Raw genomic sequence first — 22,361 nt, forward strand, 5'->3', positions numbered from 1 at the left:
TTCTATTATGTATTCATAGAATAAGAATTTATTCAAAAAAGTCTTAATATTCTATACTGAAGTTAACACTAGTAGATATATCTGAAACTACATCTAAAAAAAATTTTGAGCAAAAGACTCGGAGTCTACGCCTACCACAAGCATCCCTTATTGCTGCTACTTTCCAGTCCTGACAAGATTTGGGCGTTGTAATCGCGTAGGTCCAAGCCAAATACTAGCATAACACAAAAAATTATTTTTTAACGATTATTCATTATTATTAAGAATTTTTGGGACCTTAAAAAATTCTCCTTCCCTACTTGGAGCTTCTTCCATCAAAAGATCTCTGTTTGTACAAAGTTGTGATGTATCATTACGAGTAATATTTTTCAACTCAATAACACGTATGGTTGGAATTATTTCCTCAGTCTCTAACTCATCTAATATTCGAAAGTGTTTTATAACATCTCCTAATTGACTAGCAAACTTTTCTTCTTCTTTAAGATCAATATCTAAGCGAGCTAAATGAGCAATTTTACGGACTTGTTGATGACTTAACATAAGTTAGTTTTAATATTCCTGTTTAGGTTAATAGTGAAAAATCTATCATTTTTAGAAAAAAACGTCTATTTCAGAGCGTCCTGTAATTTTTAACCAATTTTGGGCTTCTATATAATTATTCGGAGCAATTCGTATTGCTTGTTTCCAGTATTCAGCAGCTTTATCAAAAAGATTTTCGGCATTACTTTCATTACCTTCAGTTTTAGATCTTTCACCTTGGTAATGATAAATTACTGCAATATTATTTAAGGCTGATGGCATTTGAGGGTTTAAGTTAATAGCTTGCTTATAATAATCTAAAGCTTTTGCATGTTCTCCGTTACTAGCATAAATAATACCAATATTATAAAGAATGTAACTACGATCATTATCATTTTCCTCTAGCTTTAGTGCTTCATTATAGTTGTCTAGAGCCTCAGCATACTCTCCATCTGCTTGAGCTGACATACCATCTCTATAATAGGCAAAAGCTTCCTTTGCCTTTTTATTGGCAGGTAAAATCTTAAATATAATATCTGCCATTACAGTAAAACTTTTATCGATGAAATTGTCATTGCGCTGAGTTCTGGGCATAATTCCTAAGGTGTAAAATTATATGGTCATATTTTATCAAAGTTTTAGCCTTTAACTCCACTTCCTGACTCAGTAGGAATAATATATTGTTGCACTAATATAAACAAAAGAATGACTGGAATTATAGAAATAATTGATCCAGCAGAGATAAGACGCCAATCTAGATCTAAAGAATTAGCTAGTTTAGCAATTCCTAATGGTAAAGTGTAATAATCAAGGTTATCTAAAACAATTAGGGGCCATAAAAAGTCACTCCATGATCCAATAAAAATAAAGAATGCTAATGTAACTAAGGCTGGACGAACAGCAGGAATCATAATATGCCACCATATATCAAATTCAGAACAGCCATCTATTTTAGCTGCCTCTTCTAGCTCTTTAGGAACTTCTTTAAATGCTTGCCTTAAAAAGAAAATGCCAAAAGTTGACACTAAATTAGGCAGAATAGCTCCTAAGTAAGTATTACGAAGCTTTAAATTTACTGCTAAGATAAATAGAGGTATCATAATAATTTGTGATGGGATCATAATGGTGGAAATTATGAAAGCCCATATCGTATTCTTCCCTAAAAAATTGATTCTAGCTAAGGGATATGCGGCAAGAGAACATAGAATAAGATTTAAACATACAGTTAAAAAAGCTATCAAAAAACTATTATATAAATATTTTCCAAAAGGATAATTTTGCCAAACAATTATAAAATTTTGCCAAGTTGGTTGGCTAGGCAACCAAGACGTTAAAGTAGTTGATATATCATCTGTTGAAGGTTTAAAAGCAGTCCCGAAAAGCCATATTAAAGGGAAAAGAGTTAAGATTGCAATTATTATTAGCAATAAATACGTGAAAATATTTCCAGAAATTAATTCAAGCTTTCTATTTTTCATTTCTTGTCAGTTTAGTATAAATATTTAAAATATAATAAGTCGACAATTATTATTAGATTATCAAGCTAAATATTTTTAAGAATTAATAATAACATTTAATTAAGACATACTTTATATTTGTTAAATCTTATCATTATCTTCCATTTCAATATAATAAATAAAAAACTGATTACGAAAAAAGTTAAAAAGGGAAAATAATAATTTTACTTACTACTTTCCCTTAAGACTTACATAAATATAAAAGAGTTACTTCTCTAAAATAAATTCTTTAAAATCTTCCTGATAATGCAGAGTGACATCTATCACAAATTGTAGGATCGTCAATAAAACTACCAACCGTTGTCGAATAGTTCCAACAGCGATCACATTTCTCTCCTTCTGCTTTAACTACACCAATATGGAATAATTCTGACTCACTCTGATATTCAAGAGATTCAATTTGATCTAAATTTTCTACTAATTCTACTTGGGAAACTAAAAAGAAATAACGAAGTTCGTCTACATAATTATCTTTTAATGAAGTGTACTGAGAATCAAATTTCATTAATTGTTGCTTAAAGTTCGAATCTTTGATGTGAAGTATTATTTTTGCATCTAAAGAAGAGCCAATAACTTTTTTCTGCCGAGCCAACTCTAAAACATTATTAATATCATTTCTAATCATTCGTAAATTCATCCAAAAGGTTTTCAGTTCTATTTGGTTTAATTCTTCCATCTCTCTAACCCATCCACCTTCAAAAACAGAATTATTGGAGGATTCGTAAGGTAAAAATTGCCAAATATCCTCGGCCATATGACATAGTACAGGAGCAATCATTTTTGACAAACTTTCAATAGCTAAGAATAAAACTGTTTGACAACTGCGACGACGAAATGAGTTAGGAGAAGATATATATAATCTATCCTTAGCTATATCAAGATAAAAATTAGATAAGTCTACAATGCAAAAATTTTGAATTGCTTGATAAAAATTAGAAAAATGATAAGTTTCAAACGCATCAGTTACTTCTTTAGAAACTTCAGCAATACGATTTAACATATAACGATCTAGTTCTGGTAGTTCCGCATAAGAAACTGTATGTTTCTTCGGTTCAAAATCATGTAAATTCCCCAACAAAAAACGTGCAGTATTTCTAATTTTTCTGTAAACGTCTGAAACTTGCTTGATGATTGTCTCTCCAACAAGAACATCTGAAGAATAATCAACTGATGATACCCATAATCTTAAGACATCAGCTCCATAAGCAGGTTCTTTTTTCTTATTATTTCCTCCATTGATTATCAGATCAGGACTTATTACATTGCCTAATGATTTACTCATTTTTCTTCCTTTTTGATCTAAAACAAAACCATGAGTTAATACTGTTTTATATGGAGCAACTCCATTTACAGCAACACTAGTTAAGAGACTAGATTGAAACCATCCTCTATGTTGATCTGAACCTTCTAAATACATATCAACAGGATATTTTGATTTAGAGTTTTGTTTAATTACAGATGCCCATGAAGAACCTGAATCGAACCAGACATCCATAGTGTCAGTCCCTTTTCGGTAACGATGATGATCTTGTCTTTTCCCTTCTGGAAGTAACTCTTTGACGGACATCTCCCACCAAGCATCAGTTCCTCTTTCAGCAATTATCTTTTGTATATGTTCAATTGTTTCTTGCGTCAATAAAACTTCATTGGTCTCTTGATCATAAAAAACTGGAATAGGAACTCCCCAGCTTCTTTGTCGAGAGATACACCAATCTGAACGATCATTGACCATTGAAGTAATACGATTTATACCTTGAGATGGAATCCAATTCACAGTTTTTATAGCATCTATAGCATATGTCCTAAAACCTTCAACTGAAGCAAACCATTGTTCTGTTGCACGAAAAATAGTTGGTTTTTTAGTTCTCCAGTCATATGGATATTTATGCTCATAAAGTTCTTCTTTTATGAGAACTTTTTCTTCCTTAAGTTTACTAATAATCACCTCATTAGCATCTTTAAGAACATTTAATCCTGCAAATGGTCCTGCTTCTTCTGTAAAAACTCCTTTGTTATCTACAGGAGATAGTATTTCTAATCCGTACCTTTGTCCGACTAAATAGTCTTCTTGTCCATGTCCCGGAGCAGTATGAACTAACCCAGTACCGGAACTAGTATTAATATAATCACCACCAATCACAATTTTACACTCTCGATCAAACAGGGAATGTCTATAAGTTGTATTTTCTAGCATACTGCCTAAAAAAGTTGCCCGAACCTTTAAAGAAGTTTCAAACATTTGTGACAGTTTATCAACTAAATCTTCAGCTACTACTAAATATCGATATTTACAAAGATTGGTAGTTTGTTCTACTACTGAATATTTAATATCTGGATTGACGGCTACTGCCAAATTAGCAGGAATTGTCCAAGGAGTTGTAGTCCAAATTACGGCTCCTAAACTTGGCAAGAAATTTTGTAGAATATTTTCTATCTCTTCCGAAGCATGAATAATAGGAAAGGCAGTATAAATACTACGGGAAACATGGCCTTCTGGATATTCTAATTCTGCTTCTGCCAAAGCAGTTTGTGAACTTGGGCTCCAATGAACAGGTTTAAGACCTCGATAAATATATCCTTTCTTAAACATATTCCAAAATACACCAATTTGCGCTGCTTCATATTCAGGAATCATTGTTAAGTAAGGCTTATGCCAATCTCCCCACACTCCAAGTCTTTGAAAGCTTTCAGCTTGTTTTTCTTGAGTTTTGAGAGCAAATTCTCGAGCTTTATATCTTAACTGGAGAGGACTTAAATTTTGCCTTTCCTTTGAACTAATACTTTGTAAAACTTTTAATTCAATTGGGAGTCCATGGCAATCCCACCCAGGGGTATAACTTATCTTATTTCCCTTCAATAATTTATATTTGTTGATAAAATCTTTTAAAATTTTATTCAACGCATGTCCCATATGCAAAGAACCATTAGCATATGGAGGTCCATCATGAAGAATAAATAACTCTTCTGGATTTTCTTCAGATAACTCTTCATAGACTTTATGCTTTGTCCAAAACTGCTGTAATTCTGGCTCTCTAGATACAGCATTAGCTCGCATATTAAAATTAGTCTGAGGCAAGTTTACTGTATTTTTATAATTTTTTTGTTCTGTCACAATATTAATTAAAGTATTTATATCGGTTTACACTTTATCTTGATTATAAAATTAATAGTTAAAAATTAAATTTAAAATTCTAAATTAGGTAAACTATCTATTAAAGCTACTGAGCGAAAAGAATACCCTAATTGATATTGAGCATAGCTTCGTAAAAGATGTTCAATCTTTTGCCATGGAACAATAAAATTCCTATTAAGAATAATTGATGGTAAAAGTTTTCCAGCATGAGGTAAGTGGGATTGATTTAAGTTTTGTAATAGAACTAAATCTGTAGCCTGTAATTTATAGTTAATGAATGGTGAGGAAAAAGTCGTCAGTTTTTTTTTATATAAGCTGGAGAATTCAAGTTAATTAGTCCTCCCATTTCATAACTAAAACCTACGCGCCAGGATGGATTTCTGAAATTTGGAGTTAATTTTTCTTGTGTAAGACAACATTGATAAACCTGTGGGCCAATTCCTGTAACTACTAAAAAATGGAATATGGCTTGAGCCAGATATCCATATAGACTTTCTACAAGAGACATTTTTTCTAATCTTCGCAAATGTTCATTGAAGAGTTCATAAAGTTCTTCTTGAGGTTGTATGTCAATAGATAAATTTAGTATTAACTCACTTAAGTATTGCGCTGCTATAAGTTTAATTAGGTCTTTTCTTAAACCGGGATAAAACTGTAGAGTTTCTGCCTGAATTATTTTATCTAGAGAATGTCCTTTTACCATGAAGAATTTATTAACCATAAATAATTCACTTCTTCCACTAAGTGATGATTTATTTTTTCTAGAGCCTGGTGCTACAGCACGAATTAGCCCCTTACTTGGTGAAAGAATTACTATTAAGCGATCAGCTTCGCCTAGAGGCATACTTTTTAGAACAATTCCTTTTATCTTATAAGTTTGACTCATGAAGTTACAGTAATAAATTTTAGACTATTAACATTCTCTAAGTATTATTTATTTCAAAGGAACCCCTAACATTCCCAATAAAGTGAGATAGAGCAAAGAAAAGGCACTAAGTGTAATTCCAAATATTAAAATTTTAGTTAAATAATTTTGAGGTAAGAGTTTAGTCCAACTAAAAAAAGATAGAAATATATTTAATAAAAAACCAATAAAATAACGAGGGTAACATGATAAATTTCTTAATAAATCTTGCATTATTCTTTTTTTTTTAAATATTATTATGAATAATATAATAACGTCGAATTTAGCTTATAAATACAATGAATAATAAAAATTCACAATAATATTCTATCTTAAGATAAATACTTAACTATTCTTTATTTATTTTATTAAAGAATAATATTTTGTATTTTTTGGGAATATAAAATATATCTTAATATTTTTTACATTTACTCTGAAACTAATACGCTGATTTTATTGTAGAAATTATTAATTTAAACTAAATATTACACTTGATGATAAGTATTTAGTTGATTTGAAATTGAACTATACCCTAAAATCTTAAGAATCAATGTGAACTAAAAGTTGATTTTCTTTGCTTAAATGAAATACTTTAAAACATGGTATATGTTTTATACTTTATTTTAAGATAATTTCACCTAAAAGATAAGAAATATTATTTAATTAAATCTAATAAAAAGATAAACTATTCTTTTATGAAACTTATTGCTTAATAACTAGTTATGAAAAAAAAAACTTTTTACTTATTTTTTTAGGAAGTTTATGTAGTCTGTTTCTTTTCTCTTCTCTTTCTCTTGTACCTATATATTCTCACAACAAACCAGCAGAAATAAGAGGTGTTTGGTTAACTAATATAGATAGTGAAGTGCTATTTGATTCGAAGATACTAACCAAAAGTATCAATACTCTTTCTAGACTTAACTTTAACACTCTTTATCCTGCTGTTTGGAATTGGGGCTATACTTTATATCCTTCTGATATTGCTGAATCTTTAACTGGGAAGAGGTTAGATCCTGAAAAGAAATTACAGGGGAGAGATGTGTTAAGAGAAATCGTAGAACAAGGACATAAAAAAGGACTTGCTGTAATTCCTTGGTTCGAATTTGGATTTATGGCTCCTGCAGATTCTGAATTGGCCCAGCGCAATAAAGAATGGTTAACTAAAAGGCAAGACAAAAGCACTGTTTGGCTGGAAGGAAAAACTCATGAGCGGGTCTGGCTAAATCCTCTTCACCCTGAAGTTCAAAACTTTATCACTGGTCTATTAGTTGAGATCGTAACTAACTATAACATTGATGGAATACAACTTGACGATCATTTTGGTATTCCATTTGATTTTGGATATGATAGTTTTACTATTGAGTTATACAAAAAAGAGCACGGTGGTAAAGCTCCTCCTCAGACACCTAGTTATCTAAAAATGGGAATTAATAACTGTATGTCAAACGATCCCTCGTGGATAGAATGGACAAAATGGAGATCGGAAAAGATCACTCAATATATAGAAAAAATATTTATTACAATAAAGAAAATCAATCCTAATATTATTATTTCTGTTTCTCCTAATCCCCAACTTTTCTCCTCTAATTGCTTTTTATTGGACTGGCAAGACTGGGAAGAAAAGGGATTAATAGAAGAGCTTGTTTTACAGGTATACAGAGAAAAGATGATTGATTTTAATAGAGAAATCAACCGCCCCGAGGTTAAAAAAGCCAAATCTCATATACCTTTCGGAATAGGTATATTATCTGGCTTGAAAAATCGTCCAATTCCTATGAAGCGAATTATCGAACAGGTACAAAATACTAGAAATTCAAATTTGTCTGGTGTTTCATTCTTCTTTTATGAAAGCCTATGGAATATGGGACCAGAAACACCTGTAAAACGTAAATTAAATTTTAGACAAATTTTTCCTACATCAATTGATCGTCCATTGATTAATAATTAAATATTAATCCTGAATATATATGATTACTTTTTGTAATTTTTTAGTGTTTACTTCGGTTATTACTATATGTAAACTTCATGATAAATCGTTAAGATTAAGGCAAATTATGGTCTAAGGAGAAATATTTGTGAATCGTCAATCTAGCCCTGGTCTTGCATCAATAATAGGTGGTGTTGTTACTGCTTTAATTATATTAGTAGGTTTTAATTCTTTTATCGTTATTTATCCTGGGCAAGCAGGAGTACTCAATATACTTGGTAAAGCTCAAGAACAAGTCCTGTTAGAAGGAATCCATTTTAAACCACCTTTAGTTTCTACGGTAGACACATATGATGTAACCGTCCAAAAGTTTGAAGTTCCTGCTCAGAGTGCTACCAAAGATTTACAGAATTTGAGTGCTAGTTTTGCAATCAATTTTAGCCTTGATCCAATACAAGTTGTTAATATTCGTAGAACTCAAGGAACTTTACAGAATATTGTCTCTAAAATAGTTGCTCCACAAACTCAAGAATCTTTTAAAATAGCTGCAGCTAGACGCACTGTTGAAGAAGCGATTACTCAAAGAGCTGAACTTAAAAAAGATTTTGATAATGCTCTTACTTCTAGATTAGAAAAGTATGGAATTATGGTTTTAGATACTAGTGTTATTGATCTTAACTTTTCTCCTGAATTTTCTAAAGCAGTTGAAGAAAAGCAAATTGCAGAACAAAAAGCCCAACGAGCTGTTTATGTTGCACAAGAAGCAGAGCAAGAAGCGCAAGCCGATATTAATCGTGCAAAGGGTAGATCTGAAGCCCAGCGCTTATTAGCGGAGACCTTAAAAGCACAAGGTGGAGAATTGGTTCTTCAGAAAGAGGCTATTGAAGCTTGGAAATCTGGGGGCGCACAAATGCCAAAAGTTTTAGTGATGGGAAAAGGAAGTAACAATAGTGTCCCTTTTCTTTTTAATTTAGATACTTTAGATAAGTAAAACGGCAATTTAGATAAGCAAATAGAGTTAATTTGAATTAAATTAACTCTATTTGCTTAGGTATAGCAATGAACTATAAATTACAGAGATAATATGACAAAATTTGCTATTAATGTTGATAATGTAAGTTTTAGCTGGTGTAAAAATAGCTCTATCTTAGAATCTTGTTCTTTGGCTGTACCTCAAGGAGAGTTCTGGATGCTTTTGGGAGCTAATGGTAGTGGTAAATCTACATTACTACAACTTCTAACTAATTTACTGGTACCAAAAAGTGGAACAATAAAGATGAATCCACCTGTAGGATTAGTTTTCCAAAACCCTGATCGCCAATTAATCATGCCTACAGTTGGTGCTGATATTGCTTTCGGATTAGTTTCAGAAAATTTGTCTCTTTCCGAAACTAGGCTTCGTATTAGTGAAGCATTATTGGCTGTTAATTTATTGGGATTAGAAAAAAAACCTATTTATGCTCTTAGTGGAGGTCAAAAGCAAAGAATTGCGATCGCTGGAGAAATTGCACGTCGATGCTCAATCTTACTACTAGACGAGCCTACTGCATTGCTTGATCATGAAGCACAGCTAGAATTAGTTAAAGGCGTTAGAAACTTAGTTAAAGCTCGTAAAATAACAGCACTCTGGGTTACTCATAGGTTAGAAGAATTGGACTATTGTGATGGAGCATTTTTACTTGAAAAAGGTAAAGTTATTCAACAAGGTCATCCACAGACAATTAAAAAGCAAATTTTGTATACAGAACTATAACTTTTTAAACATTATTTTTTGTAGTTATTTAACTAAATAATATCAAAAAAAATATATGGTAATCTTGAAAAATTTCAAAAAAAAAACAATGACTTTAAACAATACTGCTTTAGATTTTTTAAACGAAACTGATCCTGTTATTATGTCAATAATTCTAGGAGAACTTCAAAGACAACGTGAACACTTAGAATTAATTGCTAGTGAAAACTTTACTTCTCTTGCTGTCTTAGCAGCACAAGGATCTATATTAACTAATAAATACGCAGAGGGATTACCTCAAAAAAGATACTATGGTGGATGTGAATGGATTGACAAAATAGAACAAATTGCAATCGATCGGGCTAAAGAATTATTCGGAGCTAGTCATGTAAATGTACAACCTCATTCTGGAGCTCAGGCTAACTTTGCCGTTTTTTTAAGTCTTCTTAATCCTGGTGATAAGATTATGGGTATGGACTTATCTCATGGAGGACACCTTACTCATGGATCTCCTGTAAATGTTTCTGGAAAGTGGTTTAAAACCTGTCACTATGGAGTTGAAATGCATAGTGAACAATTAGACTATGATCATATTCTAAAATTAGCACAGAAAGAAAAACCCAAATTAATAATTTGTGGTTTTTCTGCTTATCCTAGAACTATTGAGTTTGAGAAATTTCGTATAATTGCTGATGAAGTTGGAGCATATTTAATGGCCGACATTGCCCATATTGCAGGTTTAGTAGCTAGCGGACATCATCCTAACCCATTATCTTATTGTGATATAGTTACAACAACAACTCATAAGACCTTAAGAGGGCCTAGGGGTGGCTTGATAATGACTAACAATGTAGATCTAGGTAAAAAAGTTGATAAAGCAGTATTTCCTGGTACACAAGGAGGTCCGCTAGAACATGTTATTGCTGCGAAAGCTGTTGCCTTTAAAGAAGCGTTACATCCAGAGTTTAAGATATATTCTGGAAAAGTCATCAATAATGCGAAAAGTCTAGCAAATCAATTAATAAAGAGAGGTTTTAGAATTGTTTCCAATGGTACTGATAATCATCTAGTCTTGGTTGATCTGCGGTCTGTTAAGATGAGTGGTAAAGAAGCCGATAAATTAACTAGCGCAATTAATATTACAGCAAATAAGAATACAATTCCCTTTGATCCAGAATCGCCTTTTATTACTAGTGGACTCCGACTAGGTTCCCCCGCAATGACTACTAGAGGGTTAGGAACAGAAGAGTTTATTGAAATAGGTAATATTATTGCAGACCGATTACTTAATCCAGAAGATGAGTTAATTAAACACAATTGTTTTCATAGAGTTGAAACTTTATGTAATAAATTTCCTTTATATTCTCACCTTAGTATATAGTCGTTATTGAATTGTACTTTTATAAAACAATACTCAAAATAATTATTAAACAAGCATTTAGTTTTTAAAGAAATATTTCTTGTCTAAGACATTTTTTATATCATAGTTGGAACTGTAAAAATTTTAGAAGATGTTTGCTTTACAAAAATCTGAAGTGATTCTCCTTGCTGTGTCCTAGTGAATATCTTATTGATAATCTGCGAAAATTTTGTGACATCAATTTTTGAGCAGTTTACAACCATATCACCTTGTTCTTGAAAATATTCAGTTAAACTTAGTCCAACAATATGAGTTAAATAAGCTACGCTAATACCTTGGCTAAGACTTCCTAAAATATAAGTAATCATATTACTTTTTAACAAACTAGAGATTGCATGAATCGATAGTTCAGCAATACCTAACTGTACTATTATTTTACCTATGGTAATAGCGGCTACTTTTCCTTGAGAAAAAGTAAATTCTTGTTTATAAATATTACTTAAATCAATAATCATTTGGGTATTAATGGCTGCAGTTGCTAGAAAATCTAAAGAAGAAATAGGATTTACAGAAACTATAGTAGCGGCAACAAGCTCATATTTTGTAATTATTGGTATTGCTTTATTGTATCTAATTTGATTAGAAATAATTTTTGCTTGTTGCCTAATTTTTGTCGCTGTACGCCAATTTTTAGCTAAAAATAACTGTTGTTTATTCTGACCCTCAATAATTTTAATTCTATGTACTAATGACATAATATTTGGTGGATCTTCTTCTATCCATTCTCGGGTTGAACCATCAAAATTATATTGACGATTTTTTATTTTTTCTGGAACAGAATTAATACGAGTAACATTATTCGGATGGATAATGGATTGAACCTGCTGCTGTATTTTCTCTAGAATCACCTGCCTATCTTCGTTATTATACTGATCCTGTTTATTAAAAACTATTAGACAAGGATAATAACTTTGATGTAACAGCTTAATCTTTTCCCATTCAGAATGTGTTAGATCTTTATTAACTAAAAAAATTATGACATCTACATCAAGATTAATACTGGTAAATATATCTTTCTCTAATATATCTGCATATTTTTCCTGATTTAATAATTTCTTCAAACTAGTTTTTCCTGTATTGTTTTTTCCAACTATTCCAATAGAAAAAGACGATAGGTGAGGATTATTTTCCAAAATTTGGAGCTGTATTTTTAAATTAGATATGTTCTGACTGGGATCTTCTTCCACAATACAATTTATAATTTCCTTTGCATCAGAAATAACTTGATTCAAATCGCTTAGAGTCAGTGAAGATGAAATAGAATACTTTTTTTGTTTCTGATTCTTAATCTGCTCTTTCAAAAGAAAGATTCCAACAAGAACCATAATCGGTAAGATCCACTCACTCAAAGTTACGATGTTATGATATAGACTTTCCTCGATCCACAACAAAAAAATTCCTAATCCCAGAAAAAATGTTGATTTTTTAATCTTGAAAGTCATTTTTTATCTTTAAAAAATTAATTTGTTTCACACTCAATATACTATCCTTTGACTTAGTTTTCAAAAAATCAAGCTTTTAATTCATAATCGACAAAGAACCAAGTGCAATATAGATGCTTTCTACTTACTCAATACTATACTTTTTATATTAGGTAATAGTGTTGTTTATATTGGTTTTTTATAATAGTTAAGATAATATTCTTCTTGTAAGACGAGACCAGAATCCAGAAATCTTTGTTTTTATTTCATTTGTCAAACTCCATTTTTGAAATTCTTTTTGATAACTCTCACTTTCTGATTGAAATGTTTTAAAAATATCTAAAGTTATAATAAGGCCCGAAATAGTTAATACGTATAATGACCATGATAAAGTGTGCACAGCTAAAAAATTTAAAATTACACAAAAAGAATTGATAATTAAAAATTTTATTATTTTGTGTTTCAATCGTTTTTGTAAATATTTATCAAATTCTTGTTTTTTTTCTTTATATTTTTTTGTTGACAGCCAATTCTGCTCAACAATTTCTAAAGATTTAATACTTATACCTAGCTCTAGTGCAATCTCCAAAAACTCTTCTCTAGAAATTTCTTCAGATTTAGTTTTAGAAACAATAGCCAAATGTAAAATTTCCTGGACTTCTGTCTTATGATAATGTGTAGGCGGTAATATATTATTAGAGAGCATATTAAATAACAATATAGAGCAAATTATGAATAACAGCTATTAATGAGATGCAAAATTTTTGATACTTGCAATTAATTTGATAGTCAATATTCTAATAGTATTTGTAATCTTCATAATAAATAAAAATAATGAAAATTAGATTGATACTCTATTATATTGGAAAAACAAATATATCTGAGTTCAGTAAAAATTGATAAAACTTTTTGCTTAGATCATCAATATATAATCTTTCTGTATGTAGAAGATATACTTTAAAAAGTCTATTATCAAATAACATACAATAATGTGTATATTTAGAAGCTTTTACAATTTACGTAACTCTAAAAAATATAATAAACAAAGTATCAAAAACTTTTACAAAAAACAAGTTGTTATTATTATTTCATATAGGATATATTAATAGTTAATAGTCATGTAATATTAATATATAGACATTTCAAATTTCATCCGTACAATCATAAGATTTTTTAATAAAAGTAATTAAATGTCAAGATACTATGTATCGACCTAGTGTCAACTCTTTTTTAAAACTGATACAACTTACACTCATTTAAAAAATTAAAGGTTTATTCGTAGATTATGGTTTTTTCTTCTCTCATTTACACTTTACAAAAATCTTCTCTTATTAAGGATCTATCGCAGCAACTTAAAGTAAAAAATGAGTTGAGACTAAAAGGAATTAATCGTTTGTCAAAAGGATTAATTTCATCAGTTATTTCACAAATAAATAATCAGAATTTAGTAGTCATATGTGCTACTTCAGAAGAAGCGAGGAGATGGACAAAACAGTTAGAAATTATGGGTTGGAAAACTGTCAATTTCTACTTTGTTCCAGAAACTTCTCCATATGAGGAATTGAATATTGAGAATGAGATAATATGGACACAAATGCAAGTTCTTTCCAACCTTTTTAAAGCGAAAAAATCAGAAAACAAAAAGTTTGCTATTGTTACTACTGAAAGATCCTTACAACCACATTTACCATCTCCATCAACTTTTTATGATTATTGTTTGAATTTTAAAGTAGGAATAAAAATGTGCTTCACTGATCTCAGTAAAACATTCAGTGAACTAGGATATGAAAAGGTTAATTTAGTTGAAAGAGAAGGAGAATGGAGCAGACGAGGAGACATTCTAGATATTTTTCCGGTTTCATCAGAAATTCCTATACGTTTAGAATGGCTTGGAGATGAATTAGAAAAAATTCGAGAATTTGATATATCAACTCAACGTTCACTAGGTGAAGCAGAGCAAGTTTTATTAACTCCTATTAACTTTGATGCTATCACAAAAAATATTATTCAAGTAAATACCTGTAATTTAGATAATTGCATTTCAGAAAAAGAGCCAAAAAATCTAAAAGACCATAATTTTTCTCTAAAAGTTCAACAACTTTTAGACACTACAGTTTTAAAACCTGCCTCCCTATTTGATTATTTATCTTCTGATACACTTTGCGTCTTTGATGAAATTGATCAATGCAAAGCTCATAATCACCGATGGTTAGAGTATGTTGAGAGAAGCTGGAATGAGAAACAAAGTAAGTTGCCGAAAGTTCATCGTTCTTTTGAAGAATCTTTTTTGTTAATCGAAGAAATACCCAAGCTGTATTTATCAGAACTATCTGAAGTTAATGACACAAATTCTTTTAATATAGAATCTCGCCCTATTCCTGTTAATCCCCATCAATTTTCTAAAGTAGCTGAAATATTGAGGGGGAAGAGAGAAATTTATAGTGGAATAAATATAAATAAATATTCAGTATGGTTAATCTCAGCACAACCTTCGCGTACTGTTACTTTATTACAGGAACACGATTATTTTGCTCAATTCATTCCTAATCTCAGAGATTATCCTGCAATTAAAAAATCTCATACTCAAGGTATGGCAGTTGCGTTGAAACATTCTGGACTAGTTAGCTTGGAAGGTTTTATTTTACCTATATTTCGAATTGCAGTAATTACTGACAAAGAATTTTTTGGACAAAGCATCTCGGGATCTTCAGAATTTTTTAAAAAACGTCGTCGCTCAACTTCTAAAAAAGTCAACCTGCAAAAACTTCATGAAGGTGATTATGTAGTTCACAAGAGTCATGGTATTGGTAAATTTTTAAGACTAGAAAACTTGTCAAATCGTGAATATTTAGTTGTTCAATACTCTGATGGAGTTTTGAGAGTACCCGCTGATTCTCTCGATAATTTACTACGGTATTCCTCTGTAGATTCTACAACTCCCAAATTACATAAAATGACAGGAAAAGATTGGAGTAAAATTAAACAAAAGATCCGTAAAAATGTTAAAAAATTAGCATTTAATCTACTTCATCTATATGCAGAAAGAGCCAAAAAAAAAGGATATTCATATCCTACTGATTCTCCTTGGCAACAAGAGCTTGAAGACTCTTTTCCTTATCAACCAACACCTGATCAATTACAGGCTATTAGAGAAGTTAAAATAGACTTAGAAAGCGTTAGGCCTATGGACCGTCTCATTTGTGGAGATGTTGGTTTTGGCAAAACAGAAGTAGCTATTAGAGCAATTTTTAAAGCTGTTACTAGCGGCCATAAACAAGTAGTTTTTTTAGCACCTACTACAATCTTAACTCAACAACATTACCATACTCTTCAGACAAGGTTTTCTCCCTATCCTATCAGTATTGGTCTATTAAATAGATTTCGTACAATTTCAGAAAAAAAAGATATTATTGAACGTCTAACTACTGGAGAATTAGATATTGTAGTAGGAACACAACAACTTTTAGGAAAAAATATAAATTTTAAAGACTTAGGATTATTGGTAATTGACGAGGAACAACGCTTCGGAGTTAATCATAAAGAAAAAATTCGGACAATTAAAGCTAATGTAGACGTTCTCACCTTGACTGCAACTCCTATTCCCAGAACTCTTCATATGTCTTTATCAGGAATAAGAGAAATGAGCCTAATTTCTACACCTCCACCATCTCGTCGTTCTATTAAAACTCACTTATCTAGCTATGACTCAAACCTAGTAAAAGTAGCCATTAGAGCAGAACTTGATCGTGGTGGTCAGATATTCTACGTTGTTCCCAGAATAGAAAATATTGATAAATTAGTTACTCAGCTAAAAGAGATGATTCCAAATGCCAAAATTTTAATTGCACATGGACAAATGGATGTTAATAATTTAGAAATAACTATGTTAAATTTCAATAATGGAGATGCTGATATTCTAGTTTGTACAACAATCATTGAATCTGGACTGGATATTCCCAAAGTTAATACAATTATTATTGAAGATGCACAAAAGTTTGGACTGTCTCAACTATATCAGTTAAGAGGGAGAGTCGGTAGATCAGGTGTTCAGGCCCATGCTTGGTTATTTTATCCAAGTAAATCTGAATTGACTGACAATGCGCTCAAAAGATTGAATGCATTACAAGAGTTTAGTGAACTTGGTTCAGGTTATCATTTAGCAACTCGTGATATGGAAATTAGAGGAGCAGGCAATTTGCTTGGAGCAGAACAATCTGGACAGATGGAAGCTATAGGTTTTGAGTTGTATATGGAAATGTTACAAGAAGCTATCAGAGAAGTTCAAGGGGAAAAAATACCTGAAGTAAAAGATACTCAAATAGATTTAAAGTTAACTGCTTTCATCCCTAATGACTATATATCTGATATTGAACAAAAAATAACGGCATATCGCACAATTGCAGTTGCTACTTCTAAAAAAGAATTGGATATTATTGCTGCTGAATGGACTGAGCATTATGGAACAGTGCCACACCCTGTACAACAATTATTTAAAGTAATTGAATTAAAACAACTGGCTAAGTCTCTAGGCTTTTCTCGTATTAAGATGGAAGGAAAAAACTCTATAGTCTTAGAAACTCCAATGGAAGAGCCTGCTTGGCATATTTTAAAAAACAACTTACCAGAACATCTACAAACACGCTTTGTTTATAACTCTAAAAAAATTATAGTTAGAGGACTCGGAAATCTAAATCCGCAGAAACAACTCGAAAGTTTAGTAAAGTGGTTCAAGGTCATGCAAGAAAGTGAAAATAATTAGTTTTAAATCATTTGATAACTTTTCTTAGTTTACATAAATCTCGTAATACTAATTATTTAGTCTAAGCTTATTACCGTAAGACAAAAATTCCTCAAAAAATATTTTTTGAGGAATCAAACCGCACATAATTACATTATCTAATTTAGTATGCGTCTTGTAACTCGTAAAAGTTGGGAGAAATATAATCTTTCCGCAAAGGCCAACCAACCCAATCTTCTGGCATTAAGATTCTTTTTAAATCAGGATGATTATCATAAACTATCCCATACATATCATAGTTTTCTCTTTCTTGCCAATCAGCAGCTTTCCAAATCCAGTATACAGAAGGAACATGGGGATTATCTCTTGTTAGAAATACTTTAAGGCGCAGTTCCTGAGGTCTATCAATATTATCTGCAACCTTAATTAGATGATAAAAACTAACTAGTTCTTTTCCTGGACCTAAATCATAGGCTCCTTGACATTGTAAATAGTTGAATCCATAAGCATACAATGCAGTAGACAAAGGAATTAGAAATTTTGGTGATATTCCAATCATTTCTATTCCTAAGTGATCTACTCCTAATATTTTATGTTCAAAACCATTTTTCGTTAGCCAGTTAGAAGTTGGTCCCGGTTGTAAAGCTGTTGATTCTTGCTCGTCTTGAGAAGCTTGTCCTTTTGCTTTTTTTTCTTCAGTCACTTTACATATCCTCCAATTGCTTTTCAATAGCTAAAGTAGATAAATTTTCAGCCCCAAATACTTCATTCAACTCTTTAGGCGGATTTTGACGAGTTTCAGTAGCTAAATATTTACCAGTTAATATTGGAGAAACTATTTTCATATTGTGTGGGGCACTATAATAACGATGAGTTTGTTCCATAATAGTTGCTCTTTCCTGAATTGTTTCATTAGAAACTTTTTTGCGTAATTTAATTACAGCATCAAAAATTGCTTCGGGGCGAGGAGGGCAACCAGGAATATATACATCTACAGGAATTAATTTATCTACTCCACGTACAGTAGTTGTAGAGTCACGGCTAAACATTCCTCCAGTAATTGTGCAAGCACCCATTGCAATAACATATTTTGGAGAAGGCATCTCTTCATAAAGACGCACTAGAGCAGGAGCCATTTTCATAGTTACAGTTCCTGCAACTAAAAGTAGATCTGCTTGCCTTGGACTACATCGAGGAACTAAACCAAAACGGTCAAAATCGAAACGTGAACCAATCAGAGCAGCAAACTCAATAAAACAACAAGCTGTACCGTATAATAATGGCCATAAGCTGGATAAACGAGCCCAGTTATGTAAATCATCAACGGTAGTTAAAATAATGTTTTCTGATAAATCTTGGGTTATTTTACCAGGAGCAATAGGATTAAGAATTTTTTCTTTTTGCGATTGCTCTATGGTTGATAAATCTGGTGTTAGGTTCGGACTCATAAGAACTCAATTATAGTCAATGTACAATATTTTCGAGAGATGCCCTAAGGTCTTAAGACCATTCTAGTGCACCTTTTCGCCAAGCATAAACTAGCGCAATGACGAGAATAGCTATAAAGATAAGGGCTTCCATAAAAGCTAATAAACCTAGGCTACTGAAAGCTACAGCCCAAGGATATAGAAAGACTGTCTCTACATCAAATACAACAAACACTAAAGCAAACATATAATAGCGAATATTGAATTGTATCCAGGCACCTCCAATAGGTTCCATCCCAGACTCATAAGTAGTTAGTGTTTCAGGACCACCATTGCTAGGGCGTAAAATTTTTGATGCAGTTAAAGCTAGAATGGGAATTAAATTACAGGCAATTAGAAAGCCAAGTAAATATTCGTAACCGCTGAGGACAAACACTGTTTTCGATCAACTCCTCTGAAAATATAGTTTATATTATTGCGTTCATACTTTCTATTAAACCTCAAATTCTGCCCAAATAAACCTCTAAAGATATTTTTAATTTTAGTTAAATTTTTAAAAAGATACTTATAGTGAATATATATATATATCCACTATAAAACTAAAATTTACTTTCCTTTTAGACAAATATTTTTTGTTAATTGCATAATCGTAAGTGCAATATAAGTCGTATTGTAAGTATTCATTACTATTAATTGCTAAGATGTAAGTTCTCGTAAAGTCTATTTGCTAAAACCATTTACTTTGGTAATTTTTTCTTAAAGTTTTCCAAACCTTTCCAGTAATTATTAATTGAAATCGAACTTTTTTTATCAATACTTACTGGTATTTGACAATCATTGCTACATAATTTTCTCAAAGGTACGGATAATGATAGTTGTTCATACATCCAAACCTTAGGATCGAAATATCCTTCTGATGATAGAGTCTCAGAAAAATCTTCTACAATCAATTCTTTTTCTTGAATAAACTTTTGATTAGAGTTCGAACTTTTGTTTAACCATATATTTTCAAATGTTTTAAGGTTAAGGCGATAATTGTATTGTTGAAGACAGCGATCACAGATTAAATTTATTATCGTCTCTCCCTCAATACTAATCTCTAAAAAAGTTCCTCCATGTCTAATCATCATTACTCCACGGAAAGGAGTTAAAGTTACTAACTCGGTAATAAAGTTATCTAATATAATAGTTTGAGTTTTTTGAGAAAATTGGAGTACATGAGGAATATATATTTTTTTCATAGTCTTATTTTTTTACGAAAAATTATCTACTTGTAAAATATCAAAATCTAGAACTATAGCCTAAAGATATAGCTCCAGAATATAAGTTGATTGTCGTCATAGTTTTTGAAACTTGTGAAGAAATTTCCAAATTTCCTTCAGAGTTAACCCCACTAATTATTCCTTCGAAATTTTTAATTATGGTTTTATATCCTATACCATCTAATATTTCCATATAATTTTTCAGTAATACTTCAATTCCTGAAACTAAGTAATATTGATAACCAGAAATTATTGCTTCAATGACGATAGCGGCAAGATGTTCTATTGATATTATTCGATGTTGGTATGATTGAAGATTGATTCCGTTTTCTGGTACCATGTTAGACCAATTAATACCTATTCCAATAATTCCCTGAGTAATGATATTATCTCGAATTTTGATTTCACTTTTTATACCTCCTAATTTTTGATGCTCAATAACTAAATCATTAGGCCATTTTAATTTCACAGGAAGTTGATAATTTCTTAATTTATTGGCTATGCTCCAAGCACTAAATAATGTAATGTGAGAGGCATTTTTTGCAGCAATCTTTAACTCACATCCTATAGATAGATAGAGTCCTCCGGGCAAAGAGCACCAATCTCTACCCCATTGTCCTTTTCCTTTAGTTTGTTCAGAAGCTATAATAACAAAGAATCCCAACTCTTTCTTTTTCATTAAATTCCAAGCTACAGCATTAGTAGAAGAAACTCTATCAAAAACATATATTGGATAAGAGGGTTTCTTAATATAAGACTTAATTTCTTCAACATTAATTTTCATTTAATTAGGTTTTAAAATATATAAATACTGCAGTCTCTTTTGATTTAAAGTTGTGTTTTATAGACTTTATAAAAAAATGGGTTTAATAAATATAAAAATTCTAACAATTGAAGACTTATTATATATTTATTTAATTGCAATTTTGGCTATGTACTTAATTACAGTATATAAAATATTTAGATTAAGTTAATACTAAAACATTTACGGATAATTTTTTTATTTAGGTACATTAACTCAATGTAGAATCTTTTTGACTTACACTAGATACATAAATTACTATCAATAAATTTAGAAACTTTATTGTGCCCAACAGAAATATATTACTCTCATTTTTTCTTACTCTAGGAATATCACAGTTTAGCATTCCTGCTAATGGACAAGTGTTGTTGCCTTATACTCCACAATTAGATATGGAGCAACTCGAATTACAAGGATTAAAAATGGCCGAAGAAGCTTCTCAACTAGTACGTTTTCAACAGCATGATCATGCTTTGTCACGTGCAAAATTAGCTGTTCAGCTAGCCCCACAAAAGTATCAACCTTGGTTTATTTTAGGAACATTATACGTAATGAAACAAGACCTAGATTTAGGTATTAACGCTTTAAAAAAATCTTTAGATCTCGAGCCAAAAGAAATAACAATTAAATTCACTTTGGGTAATGCATATTTTCAGCAAGGGAAATATCAACTTGCAGCTATTGAATTAGAAGAAGGATTAGAGATTAAACCGAATACCTCTTCTGCTCAGTTTGATTTGGGTAATACTTACTTTAAATTAGGACAAATGCAAAAATCAATGATTGCTTATCAACAGGCAGTGGCTGCACAAGTAGACTTTTGGCCGGCTATCAATAATATTGGCTTAATTAAATATGAACAAGGAAATAAAGAAGAGGCAATAGCACAATGGAGAAGAGCATTGAAAATAAATTCTGAACAAGCAGAACCAAAATTGGCACTAGGTGTTGCTTTGTATTCTCAAGGTCAAAAAGAACAAGGTATACAGTTAGGAAAAACTGCTCTTAAGTTGGACCACAAGTATCGCGATTTAGAATATTTACACGAAAATCTTTGGGGAAAAAAGCTGCTTAAAGATACACAAAAATTTTTAAGTGAACCAGAGGTCGATATCTTTATTAATCAGTTGAAATAAAATTGAAATGAGATGATATACAGTTATATCAAATATTAAAAGCCTTAGATTATTTAGATTTAATTACATATCATAGATTACTAAGTAAATTTTTTATTCAATTATCTAATCAAATAAAAAAAATTAAATATAAGTCTTTTATAAGCTTATCAAATTAACGAAATATGTAATAAAAGGTTATAGTTTCTGAGACCTTATCATATAAGTATTTTATTGATTAAATTTAGCTTTAAATTATACATATAAGTTTGATATATAATACTTTATATATCTAAAAATATACTGATTAATTGTTCAAACATATGTAATTTAGGACAGTCTGATAATTAATAGTTTTAAGCTTTATAAATGTAATTTTATGGAGCTTAAAAAGGCCATAAAGTAGTTATTCTACTTTATGGACCCTGAACACATATATAAATA

The 22,361-nt window shown here is 30.9% G+C and carries 18 protein-coding genes, 1 other RNA gene and 1 pseudogene; 6 read left to right on the plus strand and 14 right to left on the minus strand.

Going from position 1 to position 22,361, the window contains the following annotated elements; all coding sequences use genetic code 11:
* Positions 1 to 112: 112 nt before the first annotated feature.
* The 7 genes and pseudogenes from ffs to LPC16_RS01740 form a co-directional block, all read right to left on the minus strand.
* An RNA gene (ffs, locus tag LPC16_RS01710) (signal recognition particle sRNA small type) lies at positions 113 to 209 on the minus strand.
* A gap of 37 nt (positions 210 to 246) precedes the next feature.
* Positions 247 to 540 (minus strand): Asp-tRNA(Asn)/Glu-tRNA(Gln) amidotransferase subunit GatC, encoded by a 294-nt coding sequence (gene gatC, locus LPC16_RS01715; RefSeq protein ID WP_229637509.1) that lies wholly within the window; start codon positions 538 to 540, stop codon positions 247 to 249.
* 51 nt (positions 541 to 591) lie between these two features.
* Positions 592 to 1,113, minus strand: coding sequence for a photosystem I assembly protein Ycf3 (locus LPC16_RS01720; RefSeq protein WP_040054411.1), 522 nt, complete (start codon positions 1,111 to 1,113; stop codon positions 592 to 594).
* Positions 1,114 to 1,157: 44 nt separating this feature from the next.
* Complete coding sequence (locus LPC16_RS01725; RefSeq protein WP_229637510.1) at positions 1,158 to 1,997, minus strand: carbohydrate ABC transporter permease; 840 nt, start codon at positions 1,995 to 1,997, stop codon at positions 1,158 to 1,160.
* A gap of 268 nt (positions 1,998 to 2,265) precedes the next feature.
* Positions 2,266 to 5,148, minus strand: coding sequence for an isoleucine--tRNA ligase (ileS, locus tag LPC16_RS01730; RefSeq protein ID WP_229637511.1), 2,883 nt, complete (start codon positions 5,146 to 5,148; stop codon positions 2,266 to 2,268).
* 71 nt (positions 5,149 to 5,219) lie between these two features.
* Positions 5,220 to 6,055 (minus strand): annotated as a pseudogene (recO, locus tag LPC16_RS01735) (DNA repair protein RecO).
* A gap of 48 nt (positions 6,056 to 6,103) precedes the next feature.
* A complete protein-coding gene (locus LPC16_RS01740) occupies positions 6,104 to 6,307 on the minus strand; it encodes a DUF751 domain-containing protein (protein ID WP_229637512.1) in 204 nt (67 codons plus the stop codon).
* 535 nt (positions 6,308 to 6,842) lie between these two features.
* Here LPC16_RS01740 and LPC16_RS01745 point away from each other — a divergent pair.
* The 4 genes from LPC16_RS01745 to glyA all read left to right on the plus strand — a co-directional run bounded on the left by LPC16_RS01745 (position 6,843) and on the right by glyA (position 11,113).
* Positions 6,843 to 8,021, plus strand: a complete 1,179-nt coding sequence (locus LPC16_RS01745) for a glycoside hydrolase family 10-like protein (protein ID WP_229637696.1) — start codon at positions 6,843 to 6,845, stop codon at positions 8,019 to 8,021.
* A 127-nt stretch (positions 8,022 to 8,148) separates the two neighbouring features.
* Positions 8,149 to 8,991: a prohibitin family protein gene (locus tag LPC16_RS01750; RefSeq protein ID WP_229637513.1), complete on the plus strand. Its 843-nt coding sequence runs from the start codon at positions 8,149 to 8,151 to the stop codon at positions 8,989 to 8,991.
* 93 nt (positions 8,992 to 9,084) lie between these two features.
* Entirely contained in the window at positions 9,085 to 9,753 is a 669-nt protein-coding gene (locus LPC16_RS01755) for an ABC transporter ATP-binding protein (RefSeq protein ID WP_040055176.1), read from the plus strand.
* Between the two features lie 88 nt (positions 9,754 to 9,841).
* Entirely contained in the window at positions 9,842 to 11,113 is a 1,272-nt protein-coding gene (gene glyA / locus LPC16_RS01760) for a serine hydroxymethyltransferase (RefSeq protein WP_229637514.1), read from the plus strand.
* 95 nt (positions 11,114 to 11,208) lie between these two features.
* Here the strand turns inward: glyA and LPC16_RS01765 are convergent, their stop codons facing one another.
* Entirely contained in the window at positions 11,209 to 12,594 is a 1,386-nt protein-coding gene (locus LPC16_RS01765) for a DUF697 domain-containing protein (RefSeq protein WP_229637515.1), read from the minus strand.
* Positions 12,595 to 12,781: 187 nt separating this feature from the next.
* Complete coding sequence (locus tag LPC16_RS01770) at positions 12,782 to 13,279, minus strand: 2TM domain-containing protein (RefSeq protein WP_229637516.1); 498 nt, start codon at positions 13,277 to 13,279, stop codon at positions 12,782 to 12,784.
* Positions 13,280 to 13,858: 579 nt separating this feature from the next.
* On the opposite strand from LPC16_RS01770, the gene mfd reads away from it, so the two are divergent.
* Positions 13,859 to 17,332, plus strand: coding sequence for a transcription-repair coupling factor (gene mfd, locus LPC16_RS01775; protein WP_229637517.1), 3,474 nt, complete (start codon positions 13,859 to 13,861; stop codon positions 17,330 to 17,332).
* A gap of 142 nt (positions 17,333 to 17,474) precedes the next feature.
* On the opposite strand, the gene LPC16_RS01780 is transcribed toward mfd, so the two are convergent.
* The 5 genes from LPC16_RS01780 to LPC16_RS01800 form a co-directional block, all read right to left on the minus strand.
* A complete protein-coding gene (locus LPC16_RS01780) occupies positions 17,475 to 18,014 on the minus strand; it encodes an NAD(P)H-quinone oxidoreductase subunit J (protein ID WP_229637518.1) in 540 nt (179 codons plus the stop codon).
* A 1-nt stretch (position 18,015) separates the two neighbouring features.
* Positions 18,016 to 18,759 (minus strand): NADH-quinone oxidoreductase subunit NuoB, encoded by a 744-nt coding sequence (gene nuoB / locus LPC16_RS01785; protein WP_229637519.1) that lies wholly within the window; start codon positions 18,757 to 18,759, stop codon positions 18,016 to 18,018.
* Between the two features lie 52 nt (positions 18,760 to 18,811).
* The gene (gene ndhC / locus LPC16_RS01790) at positions 18,812 to 19,174 is read right to left on the minus strand and encodes a photosynthetic/respiratory NAD(P)H-quinone oxidoreductase subunit C (RefSeq protein WP_040055183.1); all 363 of its coding nucleotides are present in this window, start codon (positions 19,172 to 19,174) and stop codon (positions 18,812 to 18,814) included.
* Between the two features lie 301 nt (positions 19,175 to 19,475).
* Positions 19,476 to 19,979: a YceD family protein gene (locus LPC16_RS01795; protein ID WP_229637520.1), complete on the minus strand. Its 504-nt coding sequence runs from the start codon at positions 19,977 to 19,979 to the stop codon at positions 19,476 to 19,478.
* A 40-nt stretch (positions 19,980 to 20,019) separates the two neighbouring features.
* On the minus strand, positions 20,020 to 20,784 hold the full coding sequence (locus tag LPC16_RS01800; protein ID WP_229637521.1) for a biotin--[acetyl-CoA-carboxylase] ligase: 765 nt from the start codon (positions 20,782 to 20,784) through the stop codon (positions 20,020 to 20,022).
* A gap of 302 nt (positions 20,785 to 21,086) precedes the next feature.
* Here LPC16_RS01800 and LPC16_RS01805 point away from each other — a divergent pair, with 302 nt between their 5' ends.
* Positions 21,087 to 21,938: a tetratricopeptide repeat protein gene (locus LPC16_RS01805; RefSeq protein WP_229637522.1), complete on the plus strand. Its 852-nt coding sequence runs from the start codon at positions 21,087 to 21,089 to the stop codon at positions 21,936 to 21,938.
* Positions 21,939 to 22,361: the final 423 nt, after the last annotated feature.

This window comes from cyanobacterium endosymbiont of Braarudosphaera bigelowii (assembly GCF_020885515.1).
GTDB lineage: Bacteria > Cyanobacteriota > Cyanobacteriia > Cyanobacteriales > Microcystaceae > Atelocyanobacterium > Atelocyanobacterium thalassa_A.

Excerpts from the sequence above, each read along its gene's own strand:
- nuoB (WP_229637519.1), bottom strand. The coding sequence starts at position 18,759 with ATGAGTCCGAACCTAACACCAGATTTATCAACCATAGAGCAATCGCAA.
- gatC (WP_229637509.1), bottom strand. The coding sequence starts at position 540 with ATGTTAAGTCATCAACAAGTCCGTAAAATTGCTCATTTAGCTCGCTTA.
- LPC16_RS01740 (WP_229637512.1), bottom strand. The coding sequence starts at position 6,307 with ATGCAAGATTTATTAAGAAATTTATCATGTTACCCTCGTTATTTTATT.
- LPC16_RS01795 (WP_229637520.1), bottom strand. The coding sequence starts at position 19,979 with ATGAAAAAAATATATATTCCTCATGTACTCCAATTTTCTCAAAAAACT.
- glyA (WP_229637514.1), top strand. The coding sequence starts at position 9,842 with ATGACTTTAAACAATACTGCTTTAGATTTTTTAAACGAAACTGATCCT.
- LPC16_RS01765 (WP_229637515.1), bottom strand. The coding sequence starts at position 12,594 with ATGACTTTCAAGATTAAAAAATCAACATTTTTTCTGGGATTAGGAATT.
- LPC16_RS01755 (WP_040055176.1), top strand. The coding sequence starts at position 9,085 with ATGACAAAATTTGCTATTAATGTTGATAATGTAAGTTTTAGCTGGTGT.
- LPC16_RS01720 (WP_040054411.1), bottom strand. The coding sequence starts at position 1,113 with ATGCCCAGAACTCAGCGCAATGACAATTTCATCGATAAAAGTTTTACT.
- LPC16_RS01800 (WP_229637521.1), bottom strand. The coding sequence starts at position 20,784 with ATGAAAATTAATGTTGAAGAAATTAAGTCTTATATTAAGAAACCCTCT.
- LPC16_RS01725 (WP_229637510.1), bottom strand. The coding sequence starts at position 1,997 with ATGAAAAATAGAAAGCTTGAATTAATTTCTGGAAATATTTTCACGTAT.
- LPC16_RS01770 (WP_229637516.1), bottom strand. The coding sequence starts at position 13,279 with ATGCTCTCTAATAATATATTACCGCCTACACATTATCATAAGACAGAA.
- mfd (WP_229637517.1), top strand. The coding sequence starts at position 13,859 with ATGGTTTTTTCTTCTCTCATTTACACTTTACAAAAATCTTCTCTTATT.